Source organism: Micromonospora sp. A3M-1-15 (assembly GCF_024213425.1).
In the GTDB taxonomy this organism is placed as follows: Bacteria; Actinomycetota; Actinomycetes; order Mycobacteriales; family Micromonosporaceae; genus Micromonospora; species Micromonospora chersina.
Window position 1 is genome coordinate 94,669 of record NZ_JANAVK010000006.1, and the last position, 14,599, is coordinate 109,267.

General features: G+C 75.3%; 15 protein-coding genes. 2 read left to right on the forward strand and 13 right to left on the reverse strand.

The annotated features are described in order from the left end of the window. Positions 1-23 precede the first annotated feature (23 nt). The 13 genes from NLX85_RS26795 to NLX85_RS26855 are packed head-to-tail and all read right to left on the reverse strand — an operon-like array spanning position 24 to position 12,986. On the reverse strand, positions 24-1,667 hold the full coding sequence (locus NLX85_RS26795) for a serine/threonine-protein kinase (protein ID WP_254339675.1): 1,644 nt from the start codon (positions 1,665-1,667) through the stop codon (positions 24-26). After that, positions 1,664-1,870 (reverse strand): hypothetical protein, encoded by a 207-nt coding sequence (locus NLX85_RS26800; protein WP_254339677.1) that lies wholly within the window; start codon positions 1,868-1,870, stop codon positions 1,664-1,666. The genes NLX85_RS26795 and NLX85_RS26800 overlap by 4 nt, the downstream gene beginning before the upstream one ends. A 36-nt stretch (positions 1,871-1,906) precedes the next feature. Then, complete coding sequence (locus tag NLX85_RS26805) at positions 1,907-2,407, reverse strand: hypothetical protein (protein WP_254339679.1); 501 nt, start codon at positions 2,405-2,407, stop codon at positions 1,907-1,909. A 17-nt stretch (positions 2,408-2,424) separates the two neighbouring features. Next, positions 2,425-3,225 (reverse strand): hypothetical protein, encoded by an 801-nt coding sequence (locus NLX85_RS26810; protein WP_254339682.1) that lies wholly within the window; start codon positions 3,223-3,225, stop codon positions 2,425-2,427. Beyond that, positions 3,222-4,454, reverse strand: coding sequence for an MCE family protein (locus NLX85_RS26815; RefSeq protein ID WP_254339684.1), 1,233 nt, complete (start codon positions 4,452-4,454; stop codon positions 3,222-3,224). The genes NLX85_RS26810 and NLX85_RS26815 overlap by 4 nt, the downstream gene beginning before the upstream one ends. Continuing rightward, positions 4,451-5,893, reverse strand: coding sequence for an MCE family protein (locus NLX85_RS26820; RefSeq protein ID WP_254339686.1), 1,443 nt, complete (start codon positions 5,891-5,893; stop codon positions 4,451-4,453). The genes NLX85_RS26815 and NLX85_RS26820 overlap by 4 nt, the downstream gene beginning before the upstream one ends. Further along, a complete protein-coding gene (locus NLX85_RS26825; protein ID WP_254339689.1) occupies positions 5,890-7,134 on the reverse strand; it encodes an MCE family protein in 1,245 nt (414 codons plus the stop codon). Before NLX85_RS26825 ends, NLX85_RS26820 begins: the two co-directional genes overlap by 4 nt. Beyond that, a complete protein-coding gene (locus tag NLX85_RS26830; RefSeq protein ID WP_254339691.1) occupies positions 7,134-8,120 on the reverse strand; it encodes an MCE family protein in 987 nt (328 codons plus the stop codon). Before NLX85_RS26830 ends, NLX85_RS26825 begins: the two co-directional genes overlap by 1 nt. Beyond that, positions 8,117-9,151: an MCE family protein gene (locus tag NLX85_RS26835; RefSeq protein ID WP_254339693.1), complete on the reverse strand. Its 1,035-nt coding sequence runs from the start codon at positions 9,149-9,151 to the stop codon at positions 8,117-8,119. The genes NLX85_RS26830 and NLX85_RS26835 overlap by 4 nt, the downstream gene beginning before the upstream one ends. Next, positions 9,148-10,437 (reverse strand): MCE family protein, encoded by a 1,290-nt coding sequence (locus NLX85_RS26840; RefSeq protein WP_254339695.1) that lies wholly within the window; start codon positions 10,435-10,437, stop codon positions 9,148-9,150. The genes NLX85_RS26835 and NLX85_RS26840 overlap by 4 nt, the downstream gene beginning before the upstream one ends. Positions 10,438-10,442: 5 nt before the next feature. Further along, entirely contained in the window at positions 10,443-11,246 is an 804-nt protein-coding gene (locus NLX85_RS26845; protein ID WP_254339697.1) for an ABC transporter permease, read from the reverse strand. A 1-nt stretch (position 11,247) separates the two neighbouring features. Then, positions 11,248-12,018, reverse strand: coding sequence for an ABC transporter permease (locus NLX85_RS26850; protein ID WP_148425646.1), 771 nt, complete (start codon positions 12,016-12,018; stop codon positions 11,248-11,250). Continuing rightward, positions 12,015-12,986: an ABC transporter ATP-binding protein gene (locus NLX85_RS26855; protein ID WP_305885069.1), complete on the reverse strand. Its 972-nt coding sequence runs from the start codon at positions 12,984-12,986 to the stop codon at positions 12,015-12,017. The genes NLX85_RS26850 and NLX85_RS26855 overlap by 4 nt, the downstream gene beginning before the upstream one ends. 166 nt (positions 12,987-13,152) lie before the next feature. Between NLX85_RS26855 and shbA the strand changes: the two genes are divergently transcribed. Together shbA and NLX85_RS26865 are read left to right on the forward strand one after the other, a co-directional pair. Then, a complete protein-coding gene (shbA, locus tag NLX85_RS26860) occupies positions 13,153-13,731 on the forward strand; it encodes an RNA polymerase sigma factor ShbA (RefSeq protein ID WP_254339699.1) in 579 nt (192 codons plus the stop codon). After that, entirely contained in the window at positions 13,728-14,567 is an 840-nt protein-coding gene (locus tag NLX85_RS26865) for an anti-sigma-D factor RsdA (RefSeq protein WP_254339701.1), read from the forward strand. Before shbA ends, NLX85_RS26865 begins: the two co-directional genes overlap by 4 nt. Positions 14,568-14,599: the final 32 nt, after the last annotated feature.

Below are 14,599 nucleotides of genomic sequence, written 5' to 3' on the forward strand. Positions count from 1 at the left end.
TGGGCAGCGGGCACGGTCGACTCCTAGCCGGGGGTGCAGTAGTTGTAGAGCGTCACGTACACCGGCGACGCCGAGGTGGTGGCGTTGCCGGCGGCGTCGACGGCGGTGACCTGGATGGGAATCCGGGTGCTCTGCTTCGGCGCGGACAACGGGCCGAGCGTGCCCCGGAACACGCCGCGTCCGGCGGCGGCCATCGACCCCGTGCCGGTGGCGCCCTCCAGGGTGTAGCGGAAGGTGACCTTGAGAGCGGTCGGGCCGCTGCGGTCGTCGGTGACCGTCGCGGTGACCGTGGCGGTCTTGTAGCCGTACGGGCAGCCGTTCGGTTCGAGCTGCCCGGGGTCGGCGGCGACACCACCGACGGTGGGGGCGGTGACGTCCGGTGGCGGGGGCGGCGAGGTGCTTGTCGACGGGGTCGGGGCGGGGGCGCTGGTGCGTACCGGCGAGCGGGTGGGCGTCGCGGAGCGGGAGCCGCTCGGGGTCGCGCTCGGGGTGGCCGACGGGGTGGCCGGCGCGGACGGGGTGGCCGTCACGGTCGGCGCCGGCGTGCCGGTCGGGGTGGCGGGGTCCGGACCGGTGGTGGTGGGGTCGGCGACGGCGGGGCCGGTCGGGCCGCCGGCGGTCACCGGGTCGTCGTGCGCGGCGTAGCTGTAGCCGGCGCCGCCGGCAAGCAGGGCGGCGGCGAGGGTCCCGGCGGCCAGCGCGGTCCGGGCGCGGCCGCGGCGGAACCGGCCGCCGCGGCCCGCCGTCGCGCCGAGCGTGGTGCTGGCGAGACTGGTGGCGCCGCCCGCGCCGTCGGGGAACGGCCAGAGCGCGGCGAGCAGGGCGGCCCTGCGGGCCAGCTCGCGCACGCCGCGCTCCTCCCACTCCCCGCCGTAGCCGGCGCCGGCCACCCGGTCGAGGACCTCCAGGAACACCTGGGCGGGCTGCGGCCGCTCGTCGGGGCGCTTGGCCATGCCGTGCCGGAGCAGCTCGTGCACCGGCGCGGGGGCCGGGTCGGTCGGGATGGGCGCGGAGGCGTGCTGCTCGCGCAGGCTGAACAGGTCCGGTCCCGGGTACGGGGGCCGGCCGGTGAGGCACTCGAAGAAGGTGGCGGTGGCCGCGTAGATGTCGCAGGCCGGGCTGGCCGGCGCGCCGGTCCACTGCTCGGGGGCCATGTAGCGCGGCGTGCCGGAGACGGTGGTGTCGGAGCCCTGCCCGACCGGCATGGCGATGCCGAAGTCGGCGAGCTTGCTCAGCCCTTCGCCGGTGACCAGCACGTTCTCCGGCTTGTAGTCGCGGTGCACCACGCCGTGGGCGTGCGCGGCGGCGAGCCCGGCGAGCGACCCCTTCAGCACGCAGAGCGCCGCCTCGGGGGTGGTCGGGCCGTGCGCGCGCAGCATCTGGCGCAGCGACACCCCGTTGACCAGCTCCATCACGATGGCCGCGCCGTGCGGCGACTCGACGTACTCGTAGAGGCGGCTGACGTGCCGGTCGTCGATCTCGCCGAGGAGCCGGGCCTCCTCCCGGAAGGCGGTCCGGAAGGAGGAGTCCGCGCCGATGTCGCGTACCAGGTACTTGATGGCGACCGGGGTGCCGGTGACGTCGTGGGTGGCGAGCACGACGCTGCCCGACGCACCGGCGCCGAGCCGACGGACCGGCGTGTAGCCGGACAGCTGCCAGCCGCTCATGCGACGAACTCCACGGCGTTCCAGGGGCGGGTGTCGGCCTCCGCCTCGCTGGTCATTCTGGTCGCGCCGGAGCCGCCGTCCATCGGCGCAACGGGTGCTTCCGCGCGCCGGACGGCGACCCCGGACCCGGGGTGCCGGCCGGGTCCGGGGTCGGTCGCGGACGGGCCGGCCAGGTCGGCGGGCGGCTGGTCGGTTTCGGACACACCGCCACAGCTAGCAGACGCCGGCAAGCCCGCCGGTCAGATGGCGGTGGCCTGGACGACCTTCCACTCGCCGTGCACCGGCACCAGGGTGAGCACCACCCGGTTCTGGTCCACCTTCTCCCCCGCCGTGGTCACGTTGCGCCGGTACTGGTTGAGGTAGAGCAGCAGCTCCACCCGGTCCGGCTCGGCGCTGACCACGCCGGTGGCGGAGACCTCGGCGAGCACCACGGCCTGCTGTTTCGTGGCCGTCGCCTTGAGCGCGGTGGTGGTCTGCGCGTACTCGTCGGCGAAGCCGCCGGTGGCGAAGGTGCGGCCGTTGGCGACGCTGTCGTCGAACGTGCGGTAGTCGTACGAGAAGAGGGCCTTGGCGGCGGCCGGGGCGGTGGCCAGGGCCTGCCGGACGGCCTGGTCGCGCTGGCCGGCGCGGCGGTCGGCGGTCCACCCGGCCACCGCCACGGCGGCGGCCAGCAGCAGCGCGACGACCAGCAGCGGCACGGGCCGCAGCGGGGGTCGACGCCTGACGGTCGGTACGCGCATCGGTCTCCTCCTGTCGGTCATCCGACGAACTGGAGCCTGGTCACGAGCCAGTCCCCCGAGTCCCGGTCCCGGACCAGGTCCAGCTGGATCCGGTAGTGCGACGGCCGCCCGTCGGGCGCCTTGACGTTGCGGACGGTGGCGTCGACCGCGACCAGCACCACGGCGCGCCGCCGGTCGCCGGAGACGATCCCGGCGCGCAGCACAGTGCCCTGCGACTGGACCTTGTTCTCCACCACGGCGGCGCGGACCTGGGCCTGGCCGCGGGTGAACTCGTCCTTGAAGTCGCCGGTGGCGCCGGCGGTGATCCGGCTCAGGTCCCGGTCGACGCTGGCCGCGCTGACCGAGACGAAGTTGACCGCGGCCTGCCGGGCGGCGGCGACGGCCGCCCGGCGGGCCTGGTCGGTGGCCCGATCGACGTACCAACGGTGGCCCTGCACGCCGGCGCCGGCCAGGGCGGCGGCGAGCAGCACCACGAGCAACGCGGTGAGCGCCCTCGCGCGGCGGCGCGGGCCGGCGGCGTCCGGCTCTCCGGCGGCGTCCGGCTCGTCCGGCTCGGCCGGCTCCGCATGGGGATCCGGCAGGTCCTCGACCTCGGCGGGATCGCCCACGACGGTCAGGTCGCCGGCCTCGGCGGGGTCCTCGACGGGTTCCCGGTCGAGCCGTTCCAGCACCCGTTCGATCGGCTCGGCGGGTGCGGGCACCCGGGTGACCAGGCGGCGGCGCGGCGGGGTCGGGCCGCCGGCCTTCGCGCCCTTGATGACCTTCAACGTGGTGTTCCTACGGCTGGGCACCGCCACCTCCTCGGGTACGCCGGTCACGGGGTCACCCCGGCGAGCAAGAGCTGTTTCCAGGACTGGGCGCCGGCGGTGCGGTACTGGCCGCCGGTGCCGCCGAACTGCAGGGGGCGGCCGTCGGCGCCGAGCACCAGGCCGGTCGCCGGGTCGTACCCGCTGTCGCCGCCCCGGTCGGGCGGGGGCGCGGGGTCGGCGCCGCCCGGCCGGGGGGCGTTCCCGGCGCCGCGCACGCTCGCCCCGGCGGAGCGCTCGCCGGCGTCGCACCGGGTGCCGCCGCCGGAGTAGACACAGGACGGCGGGTTGCCGGCGTTCACCACGAGACCGAGGTGCGCGGTGCCGTCGCCGGGGGTGACCGTGAACCCGCCGGCCACCGCGATCGGGTACACCACCAGCAGCTGCTCGATGCCGGGCAGCCGCCGCGCGGCGATCCCGTTGACGGTGACCAGGTTGCCGAGCAGCACCCCCACGTCGGGTTCCAGGCCGCGCAGCAGCGCCCGCAGCTCGACGCCGGCCGGCGGTCCGCCGGCCAGCAGCCGGCGCAGGTCCGGGTCCGCGGCGCGCAGCGTGGCGGCGAGCTGCGCCAGCCCGGCCGACCAGCGGCGCAGCGCCTCGGCGGACTCGGCCTGGGTGGTCAGTACGGTCCGCGCGTCGCGGATCAGCGCGAGGGTCTCGGGCAGCCGCCGGTCCGCCTCGGCCAGCAGGGCGTCCCCGGCGTCGAGGAGGCGGGCCAGGGCCCGCTCGTTGCCCTCGAACGCGGTGCCCAGCTCGGTGATGAGCACGGTCAGGTCGTCCGGGTCGACCGAGCGGACCAGCGCGTCCAGGTTGGTCAGCAGCGTCTCCGGGGCCAGCGGGAGGCCGGTCCGGGCGGTCGGGATCACGGCCCCGTCGGCCAGGTAGGGCCCGCCGTCGCGGTCGGGGCGCAGGTCGAGGTACTGCTCCCCGACGGCGGACCGCTGGGCGACCACGGCGCGCAGCGCGTCGGGCACCCGGACGCCCCGGTCGATGCGCAGGTCGGCGCGGACCCCGTCGCCGTGCAGGGCGACCGCGGTGACCCGGCCGACGGGCACGCCGCGGTAGGTCACCGGGGCGTTGGCGAACAGCCCGCCGGCGCGGGCCAGGTCGACGTGGACGACGTAGCCGGCGTGGAACAGCCGGTCGCCGAGGCCGACGTAGCGGATGCCGACGTAGCCGACGCCGAGGATGCTCACCAGCACGAAGGCGATCACCTGGAGCTTCACGGTGCGTCCGATCACGGGATCAGGCCTCCCCCGAGCACGTCGGTCAGGTCGCCGATCTGGCCGGTGACGGCGCCGGTCACCGGGAGCACGCAGTCGGCGGTGAGCACGGTGCCGTCGGGCAGTTCGGTGCCGGCGGGGAGCGCGGTGCCCGGCGGCACCAGGCCCTTGGGCAGCAGCAGCCCGCCGAGCGGCACGGTGGAGCCGGGTTTGAGCAGCTTGCAGCCCTCCGGCAGCCCGCACTCCTTCGGCGGGGTGAAGATGGCCGGGAAGTCCTTGAGGTCCGGCAGGCACCGGACCAGCGGAAGGTCAGGGAGGATGCCGCCGCCGGGCCTGGCGCCGGGCCGCGCCGGGCCGCCGGTCGCGGGCGGTCGGGGCGCCGCCGGAGTCGCCGGCCGGGTGGTCCGCGGCGCCGGGGCGGGCGCGGCCGCCACGAGGTTGGCCAGGATGCTGGCGGCGTCCAGGTCGGCCGTGATGGACAGGTTCACGAAGTCGCCGACGATCGCGCCTGTGACGTTCGGCGGGAACGGGTACGACAGCATGAAGTCCAGCGACTTCGGCAGGTCGTCGCCGGCCCGGGCGAGCTGTTCGAGGATCGGTTGCAGGGACGTCACCGCGGCCACCGTGTCGGCCCGGCTGCGCTCCACCACCCGGGTGCCCACGGTGCCGAGCCGGCCGAGCGCGGTGAGCGCCGTGGTGAGCTGGGCCCGCTGCCGGGCCAGCACGGTCAGGCCCGGGGCCAGGGCGTCCAGCGCGTCGCCGACGACCTGCCGCTGCCGGGCCAACCGGCCGCTGAGCCGGTCGAGCGCGTCGATGGCGTGGACGATGTCGGCCTTCTGCCGGTCGAGCCCGCCGAGGAAGGTGTCGAGCTGGGTGAGGGTGTCCCGCAGCGCCGGCTCGCGGCCGGCCAGGGCCCGGTTCAGCTCGGCGTTGATGGTCCGCAGCTGGGCCAGGCCACCGCCGTTGAGCAGCAGGCCCAGGGCGGCCAGGACCTCCTCCACCTCGGCGCCGCGGCTGGTGCGGGACAGCGGGATGAGGTCGCCGTCGGCGAGGTCGCCGCGGGCCGGCTCGGCCGGGGGCGGGGCCACCGCCACGTACTTCTCGCCGAGCAGGCTGCTCTGGCGGACGGCGGCCGTGGCGTTGGCCGGCAGCCGGACCGCCCGGTCGATGCGCAGCCGGACCCGGGCGTGCCAGCCGTCCAGGGAGATCTTCTCGACGCTGCCCACGGTGACGTCGTCGACCTTCACGGCGGCCCGGGGCACCAGGTCCAACACGTCGGTGAACTCCGCGGTCACCGTGTAGCCGGGGCCGGCCGGCCGGCCGCCGGGCAGCGGCAGGTCGGCGACCTCGGGCAGGCCGCAGCCGGCGGGCAGCAGGGCCACGGCCAGCGCGCCGGCAAGCAGCCGGAGCGGCCGGGCGCGGGTGCCGGCGGGCGCGCCGGACGGCCGGGCGGTCACGCCGGGCCCCGCAGGATGCCACCGAGCGTGGGGTCGCTCGGGATGGTGGAGCCGCCCGGCGCCTGGTCGGCGGTCGGCGCACCGGGGGAGCTGATGGATCCCGGTGAGGACCCGCTTCCCGCCGGGGCGCCGGGCGGCAGCTTGAGCAGCTTGCGCAGCTGGTCGGTGAGGGGCAGCCCGCGCTGCCGCAGGGTCTGCGCGAGCTTGGTGCAGATCGCCGGCACCTCCGCGGCGGGAAGCTGGGCGACCATGAGGGAACAGGCGAAGGTGGCCGGGTCGTACGGGCCGAGCGGGTTGTCCCGGGTGTCCAGGGTGCCCGAGCGGGGGTTGTAGGCGAGGTTGAGGTTGCCGATCGCCAGCGGGGCCACGTCGAGGATCTGGATGACCGCCTGCTGCTGGCGGACCAGGACCCTGGTGATGTCGGCCAGCGCGGTCACGTTCGAGGTCAGCGCCGTGCGGTTCTGCCGGACGAAGGTGGTCACGTCGCCGAGCGCGGCGGCCAGGTTGCGCAGCGCGCGGGCCAGCTCCTCCTTCTCGCCGGCGAGCTGCTCGGCGACGTCGGCGAGCTGCTGCTGGAAGCGGCGTACCTCCTGGTCGCTGCGGGCCAGCGTGGTGGTGAAGCGTTGCAGGTTGACCACCGTGCCGAACAGGTCGCCGCGCCCGCTCGACAGGGTGGTCAGCGCGCGGGAGACCCCGTCGAGCGTGTCGTGCAGGTCGGCGCCGTTGCCGTCCAGGTTGGCCCGGCCGGTGGCGACCAGGTCGGACAGGGCGCCGTCGGCGTTGGCGCCGCGCGGTCCGAGCGCCCGGTTGAACTCGTCGAGCGCGGCGTAGATGTCGTCGATCTCCATGGGCGCGGCGGTGCGGTCGACCGGGATCCGCGCGCCGTCGTCGAGCGCGGCCCCCCCGGTGTACGCCGGGGTGAGCTGCACGTACCGGTCGCTGACCACGCTGGGCGGGACGATCAGCGCCTGTGCGCCGGCCGGCACCCGCAGCTGCGGGTCGTAGCGCATCTCCACCCGGACGACCCGCCCCTGCGGCACGACCTTCTCGACCTCGCCGACGCGCACGCCGAGGATCCGCACGTCGGAGCCGGCGTAGACGCCGACCGCACGGGTGAAGTAGGCGATGACCCGCCGGTCGGGCGGTTCCTGGCGCCACACGGCCGCCCCGGCGGCGACGGCGATGACGAGCACGGTGGCCGCGGCGAGCGGACGCCGCCAGCGCTGGATCCGACCGGGCATCAGCGACCTCCGGTGGCGGCGGGCAGGTAGGGCTGGAGCAGTCCGTCCACGTACGAGTCGAACCAGCGGCCGTTGCCGACCACGTTGGCGAACGCGGTGACGAACGGGCCCATCCGGCGGATCGTCTGCTCCAGGTCGTCGCGGTTGCGTTGCAGGACGGCCACCACGTCGCGCAACTTGCGCAGCGCCGGCTGGAGTTGGGTGCGGTTGTCGGCGACCAGCCCGGAGAGCTGGGTGGCGAGCTGGTCGGTGCCGACCAGGAGCTGGTGGATGGCGTCCCGCCGCCGGGTGACCTCGGTGAGCAGCTTCTCCCCGTCGGTGACCAGCTTGCGGAACTCCTCGTCCCGCTCGGCGAGCACGCCGGTGACGCCCCGGGCCCGGGACAGCAGGGTGCGCAGCTCCGCGTCGCGGGAGGACACCGTGCGGGACAGCCGGGACAGCCCGGTCAGCGAGGTGCTCACGCTGGGCGGGGTGTCGGCGAACGTCTCCGACAGGGTCGTGAACGCGCGGGCGAGCTGGTCGGTGTCGACCTTGTCGAGGGTGTCGGCGAGGCCGGTGACGGCCTGCACCACGTCGAACGGGGCGGCGGTGCGGTCCAGCGGGATCTGCCCGCGCTCGGGCAGCTTCCCCGCGCCGGCCGGGGCGAGTGCCAGGTACTTCTGCCCGAGCACCGTCTTGATCCGGATGGTCGCGCCGGTCTCCCGGCCGAGGCGTACGCCGTCGTCGTCGACCCGGAACCGGACCCGCACGTACGGCTGCGGCGCGCGGGCGAGTTCCACGGCGGTGACCTGCCCGACGCGCACCCCGGCCACCCGCACCTCGTTGCCGGTGGCCAGGCCGCTGGCGTCGTGGAACGCGGCGGCGTACGCGCGGCCGGTGAGCGCGGCGATCCGGTCGAGCTGGAACGCGCCGAGCAGGACGGCGACCAGCACGGTGAGCCCGACCGCGCCGACGATCACCGGGTTGCGTTCGCGGAACGGTCTCACCGGGCACCTCCCGTGGCGCAGCGGGCGGCGGTGGCGTCGACGCCGGGCACGGTGAGCGGCGCATGGCCGTCGACGGCGAGCCGGCCGTCGAAGTCGCAGAGGTAGAAGTTGAACCAGGAGCCGTAGGAGGCGACCCGGGTCAGCGACTCGTAGCGCTGCGGCAGCCGGCCCAGGGTGGTGTCGATGACGGCGGAGTTGCGGTTCAGCGTGCCGGCCAGCTCGTCGAGGGCGCGGACGTCGGCGGCGAGCGGCGGCCGGGTCTGGCGCAGCAGCCCGGCGGTGGTGTCGGTCAGCTCGCCGAGGCTGACCAGCGCCTCGCCGATGGCGGTGCGGTCGGCGGAGAGCCCGGAGACGAACTGCTGGAGCTGGCTGATGCTCTGGTCGAGTTCCCGGTCGTGCGCGGACAGGGTGCCCAGCACCTCGTTGAGGTTGGTGACCACCCGGCCGATCACCGCGTCCCGGTCGGCCAGGGTGCTGGTCAGCGAGGCGGTGCGCCGCAGCAGGCTGGCGACCGTGCCGCCCTCGCCCTGGAGCACCTGGACGATCTCGTACGCCAGCTTGTTGACCTCGGCGGGGTCGAGGGCGGTGAACAGCGGCCGGAAGCCGTTGAACAGCACGGTCAGGTCCAGCGCCGGCCTGGTCTGGGTGAGCGGGATGAGGCCGTCGGGACGCAGCGGGCGGGGGTCGCCGGGGCCCTCGGTCAGCGCCAGGTAGCGCTGGCCGACCAGGTTGCGGTAGCGGACGGCGGCGCGCACGCCGACGGCCAGCGGCACGTCCCGGTCGACGGTGAAGGCCACCTCGGCGGTGGTGTCGTCAACCACCCGGATGTCGGCCACCTTGCCCACCCGCACCCCGGCGATCCGCACGTCGTCGCCGGCGAGCAGGCCGGTCACGTCGGTGAACCGGGCCCGGTAGGTGGCGCCGTCGGGCGGGAACGCGCCGAGGGTCTGCGCGAGCAGCGCGGTGGCCAGCAGCGTGACGGCCGCGAACACCACAAGCTTGACCAGCGCGGGGGTCGTCTTCCCGGTCATCGTGCGGTCACCACCGCTCCGCGCAGCAGCGGGCCCCACAGCAGCACCGCGAAGTCGGGCACCTCGGCGGGCGGCGTCCCGGTGAGCCCGCCGACCAGCGGTGCCACCAGGGCCCGCTCCTCGGCGGTGCCGGCCCGGCCCATCGCCGGGGACGCCGGCGCCGCCGGGGCGCCGCCGGCCGGCACGCCGACGGGCAGGGGCGCCGGGGTACGGGCGCCGCGGTAGTCGTAGCCGTCGGCGACCGGCACCTCCGGTGCGGGCACCCGCGGGTGCGGCATGCCCCGGCAGTCCGGGCCGTCGTGTGCGCCGTAGACGGGCTCGTCGCGGCCCCGCTCGTACGGGCCGCCGTCGCGGGTCACCTCCAGGGTGATGTGCATCCGGCCACCGGCGAAGACCTCCTCGACCCGCGGTTGCAGGGCGACCAGCCCGTGCACCAGGCACGGGTACTCGGGCGCGTAGGCGGCCAGCAGTTCCAGCACGGGGCGGCTCACCTGGCCGAGCCGGATGAGCTGGTCGCCGTGCCGGTCCAGGAAGCCGCGCGCCGTGTCGGCCGTGTCGGTGGTGTCGGCGAGGAACGCGGCGATCTGGTCGCGCTGGTCGCCGATGGTGCCGGCGGTGACGGTCACGTCGCGCAGCAGGGCCAGCAGGTCGGGCAGCGCCGCGTCGTAGCTGTCCAGCACGGCGGCGAGCTGGCGGAGGTCCGCGGCGATCGTCGGCAGCTGCGGGTTGAGCTGCCGCAGGTACGCGCCGAGCCGGGCGAGGTTGGCGCCGAGCCGCTCGCCGCGCCCCTCCAGGGCGGTGGCGATGGCGCCGAGGGTGGTGGCGAGCTGGTCGGGGTGGATGGACTGGAGCAGCGGCAGCGCCTCGTCGAGCACCCGTTCCAGCTCGACGGCGGTGCGGCTGCGGTCCTGGGTGATCTCGGCGCCGTCGCGGATCGGCCCGGCGGCGCTGCCGGGGGGCGGGACGAGTTCGACGTACCGCTCGCCGAACAGGGTCTTGGGCAGCAGCCGGGCGGTCACGTCGGCGGGGATCCGGGCGGTGGCGGCGGGGTCGAGGGCCAGCCCGATCACCGCGCCGCGGCCGTCGCTGCGCACCGAGCGCACGTCGCCGACCACCACTCCGCGTACCTTCACGTCGGCGCCTTCGAGCAGGTGCAGGCCAGCGCGGTCGGCGCGGAGGGTGACCCGGTCGACCGGGGTGAACGCCCCGCGGTACTGGAGCACGGCGGCGGTCAGCGCCGCGGTGAGCAGGGCGATGAAGACGAGGCCGAGGACACGGTGTCGCATGGTCGTCACCCCGCGATCCGGACGGTGGTGGTGGCGCCCCAGATGGCCAGGGACAGGAAGAAGTCCACGACGTTGACCGCGACGATCGCGGTCCGCACGGCGCGCCCCACGGCGATGCCGACCGCGGCCGGCCCGCCCTGGGCGTGGTAGCCGTACCAGCAGTGCACCAGCACCACGATCACGCTGAACACCAGCACCTTGCCGAAGGACCAGAGCACGTCCGCGGGCGGCAGGAACAGGTGGAAGTAGTAGTCGTAGGTGCCGGCGGACTGCCCGTAGTAGCCGACCGCGATGGTGCGGGTCGCCAGGTAGCTGGCGAGCAGGCCGAGGACGTACAGCGGGATGACCGCGATGAAGCCGGCGATCATCCGGGTGGTGACCAGGAACGGCAGCGAGGGCACCCCCATCACCTCCAGCGCGTCGACCTCCTCGGAGATCCGCATGGCGCCGAGCTGGGCGGTGAACCCGCAGCCGACGGTGGCCGACAGCGCCAGCGCGGCGACCAGCGGCGAGATCTCCCGCGTGTTGAAGTACGCCGAGACGAAGCCGGTGAACGCGCTGCTGCCGAGCTGGTCGAGCGCCTGGTAGCCCTGGAGCCCGACCTCGGTGCCGGTGAAGAAGGTGAGGAAGCAGATCACCCCGACGGTGCCGCCGAACACGGCGAGCGCCCCGGTGCCGAAGCTCACCTCGGCCAGCAGCCGGATGACCTCGCGCCGGTAGCGGCGCAGGGTGCGCGGCGCCCAGGCCAGGGCGCGCAGGTGGAAGGCGAGCTGGCCGCCCAGGTCGTCGAGATACCGCAGGACCGCCATGTCAGCTCCCCTTCTGCGGGACGACCTGGAAGTACACGGCCGTGACCACGAAGTTCAGCGCGAACAGCAGCATGAAGGTGATGACCACGCTGCGGTTGACCGCGTCGCCGACGCCCTTCGGGCCGCCCTTCGCGGTCATCCCCTGGTGGCTCGCGACGAGGGCGGCGGCGGCCCCGAACAGCAGCGCCTTCACCTCGCCGACGAGCAGGTCGGGCAGCTGGCCGAGGGCCTGGAAGCTGGCCAGGTACGCCCCGGGCGTGCCGCCCTGGAGCACCACGTTGAACGCGTAGCCGCCGGTCACGCCGACCACGCTGACCAGGCCGTTGAGCAGCACCGCGACCAGCATCGAGGCGAGCACCCGGGGCACCACGAGGCGGTGGATCGGGTCGATGCCGAGCACCTGCATGGCGTCCAGCTCCTCGCGGATCTTCCGCGCGCCGAGGTCGGCGCAGATGGCCGAGCCGCCGGCGCCGGCGATGATCAGCGCGGTGACGATCGGGCCGGCCTCGCGGACCACGGCGAGCACGGAGGCCGCGCCGGTGAACGACTGCGCGCCGAGCTGGCGGACCAGCGAGCCGAGCTGGAGCGCGATGACCGCGCCGAACGGGATGGAGACCAGCGCGGCGGGCAGGATGGACACCGAGCTGATGAACCACGCCTGCTGGACGAACTCGCGGACCTGCACCGGCCGGCGACCCAGCCCGCGCAGGGTGTCCAGGCAGAACGCGAAGAACTCGCCGGTGTGCCGGACGGCGGCGACCGGAGCGCTCACACCGCCACCTCCTCGCTCGGCTCGGCGTTCCAACGGCCCTCGAACGAGCCGGGCGGCGGGGTGACGCCGTGCTCGCGGCACCACTGGCCGGGCGGGCGTTCGGCGCGGCGCGGCCGCCCGTCCGACGGGGGCAGTTGCAGCGGGATGGGCGGCAGCGGCGGGAGTTCCACGCCGGCCTGCGCCTCGGCCGCCAGTTCCTCGGCGTCCTTCTCCTCGGCCATCCCGATGGGACCGATCCGCTGCGCGTTGAGGAACTGCCGGACCACCGGTTCGGTGCTGGACAGCAGCATCTCCCGCGGCCCGAACATGGCCAGGTGCCCGTGGTAGATCAGGCCGATGTTGTCCGGCACGGTCCGGGCCGTGTTGATGTCGTGGGTGACGATCAGGAAGGTCGCCCCGGTGCGCTGGTTGAGGTCGACGATGAGCTGGTTGAGGTACGCGGTGCGCACCGGGTCCAGCCCGGAGTCCGGCTCGTCGAAGAGGATGATCTGCGGGTCGAGGACGAGCGCGCGGGCCAGCCCGGCCCGCTTGCGCATCCCGCCGGAGATCTCGCCGGGCAGCTTGTGCTCGGCCCCGACCAGGCCGACCATCTCCAGCTTCTCGGTGACCACGGCCCGGATCTCCGACTCGGAGCGGCGGGTGTGCTCGCGCAGCGGGAACGCCACGTTGTCGTAGATGGTCATCGAGCCGAACAGCGCGCCGTCCTGGAACAGCACGCCGAACAGCTTGCGCACCTCGTACAGCTCGCGTTCGGAGAGCTTCGGCAGGTCCCGGCCCTCGATGACGACGGAGCCCCGGTCGGGCCGGAGCAGCCCGACAAGCGTCTTGAGGAACACCGACTTGCCGGTGCCGGAGGGTCCCAACAGGACGGAGATCTCCCCGGCGGGCAGGGTCAGGGTGAGGTCCGACCAGACCGGGTGCCCGCCGAAGGACTTGGTCAGTCCGCGTACCGCGACCTCGACGCCCATCGTTTCCCCTCCCTTCGTGTCTCACCTGGAACATCGGGCGGGGACGGCGGGGCGCAACAACTACTTTTGGTCACCGGCCGGGGACGGGCGGCGAGCTATGCAAAACCCCGGAGGTGTCGATAACGTGCCGGAAACCGGCCGGCGATGAGGATGTTCCGCGAACGCCATGACGACTGTGATCGAGTCCGAGCTCGTCCGCCGGGCCGCCGCGGGCGACCCGGCGGCGGTCGAGGCGTTGCTGGTCGGTGTGCGTCCGGGGCTGGTCCGCTACTGCCGGGCCCGGCTGGGCCGGGTGGGCGGGGCCTACACCACGGCCGACGACGTCGCCCAGGAGGTGTGCGTGGCCGTGCTGCGCGCCCTCCCCCGCTACCGGGAGCAGGGCGTCCCGTTCACCGCGTTCGTCTACGGCATCGCCGCGCACAAGGTGGCCGACGCCCAGCGCTCCGCCGTCCGGGACGCCGCGGTCACCCCCACCGAGACTCCGGTGGAGCGGCCCGACGCCGCGCCGGGGCCCGAGCAGCAGGCGGTGGCGAGCGACCTGGCCCGGCGGCTGTCGGCCCTGCTCGACCGGCTTCCCGACGTGCAGCGGGAGATCGTCCTGCTGCGGGTCGCGGTGGGGCTGTCCGCCGAGGAGGTCGGGGACGTGGTCGGCATGTCGGCGGCCGCGGTCCGCATGGCCCAGTCCCGTGCCCTGGCCCGGCTCCGTACCCTGGCCGGGGGCTCACTGGACGAGGTGGCGGCATGACCGGGCGGATGCCGGGCGACGGCGACGAGGCGATGGACCTGGGGACCATCGCCCGCGACGACGCGCTGCTCGACGCGCTCGGCCGCGGCGAGCCCGCGCCCGACGGCGACGCGCTCGCCGGGCTGCTCGCCGCGTGGCGGTCCGACCTCGCCGAGGAACCCACCGGGGTACGTCCCGCCGCGCCCGACGTTGTCGAGGAGGCGCCCGCGCGGCGGGCGGCCCGGCGGCCCCGTCCCTGGGCGCTGCGGCTGGCGGCCGCCGCCGTGGTGCTGCTGGCGCTGGTCTCCGGGCTCGGCATCAGCAGTCGCGACGCCGGCCCGGGCAGCCCGCTCTGGTCGCTGACCAAGCTGCTGCACCCGCAGCAGGCCGAGGTGCGCGGCATCGAGGACACGGTCGACCGGGCCCGCGCAGCCCTGGACGCCGGCCGGCTCGACGACGCCGAGGCGCTGATCGCGCGGGCCCGCCGGGACCTGGCCCGGGTCGAGGACCCGGCGGCCGTCGCCCGGCTGGGCGCCGCGCTCGACGTGCTGGCCCGCGACCTGGCGGCGGCCCGTGGGGTCACCGCGCCGCCGAGCGCCGCGCCGGCCGGCTCCGTCCCGGCCACCCCCGCGCCCACCGCCGTCCCGAGCCCCAGCGGAACCGGCACGCCCCGGCCGGACCCCGCCACGTCGGGCGGCTCGCCGAGGCCCGGGACGAGCAGCTCGCCCGACCCGGCCGACAGCCCGCTGCTGCCGCTGCCCCGGCTGCCGCTGCCGTCGGTGTCCGTGTCGGTCTCCGTGCCGGGGCTGCCGCTGCCCGGTCTGCCGCTGCCCACCGGGGGCGGGCTGCTCGACTGAGCGCCGCGCGACGAACCGGACAGTTCCGTTAC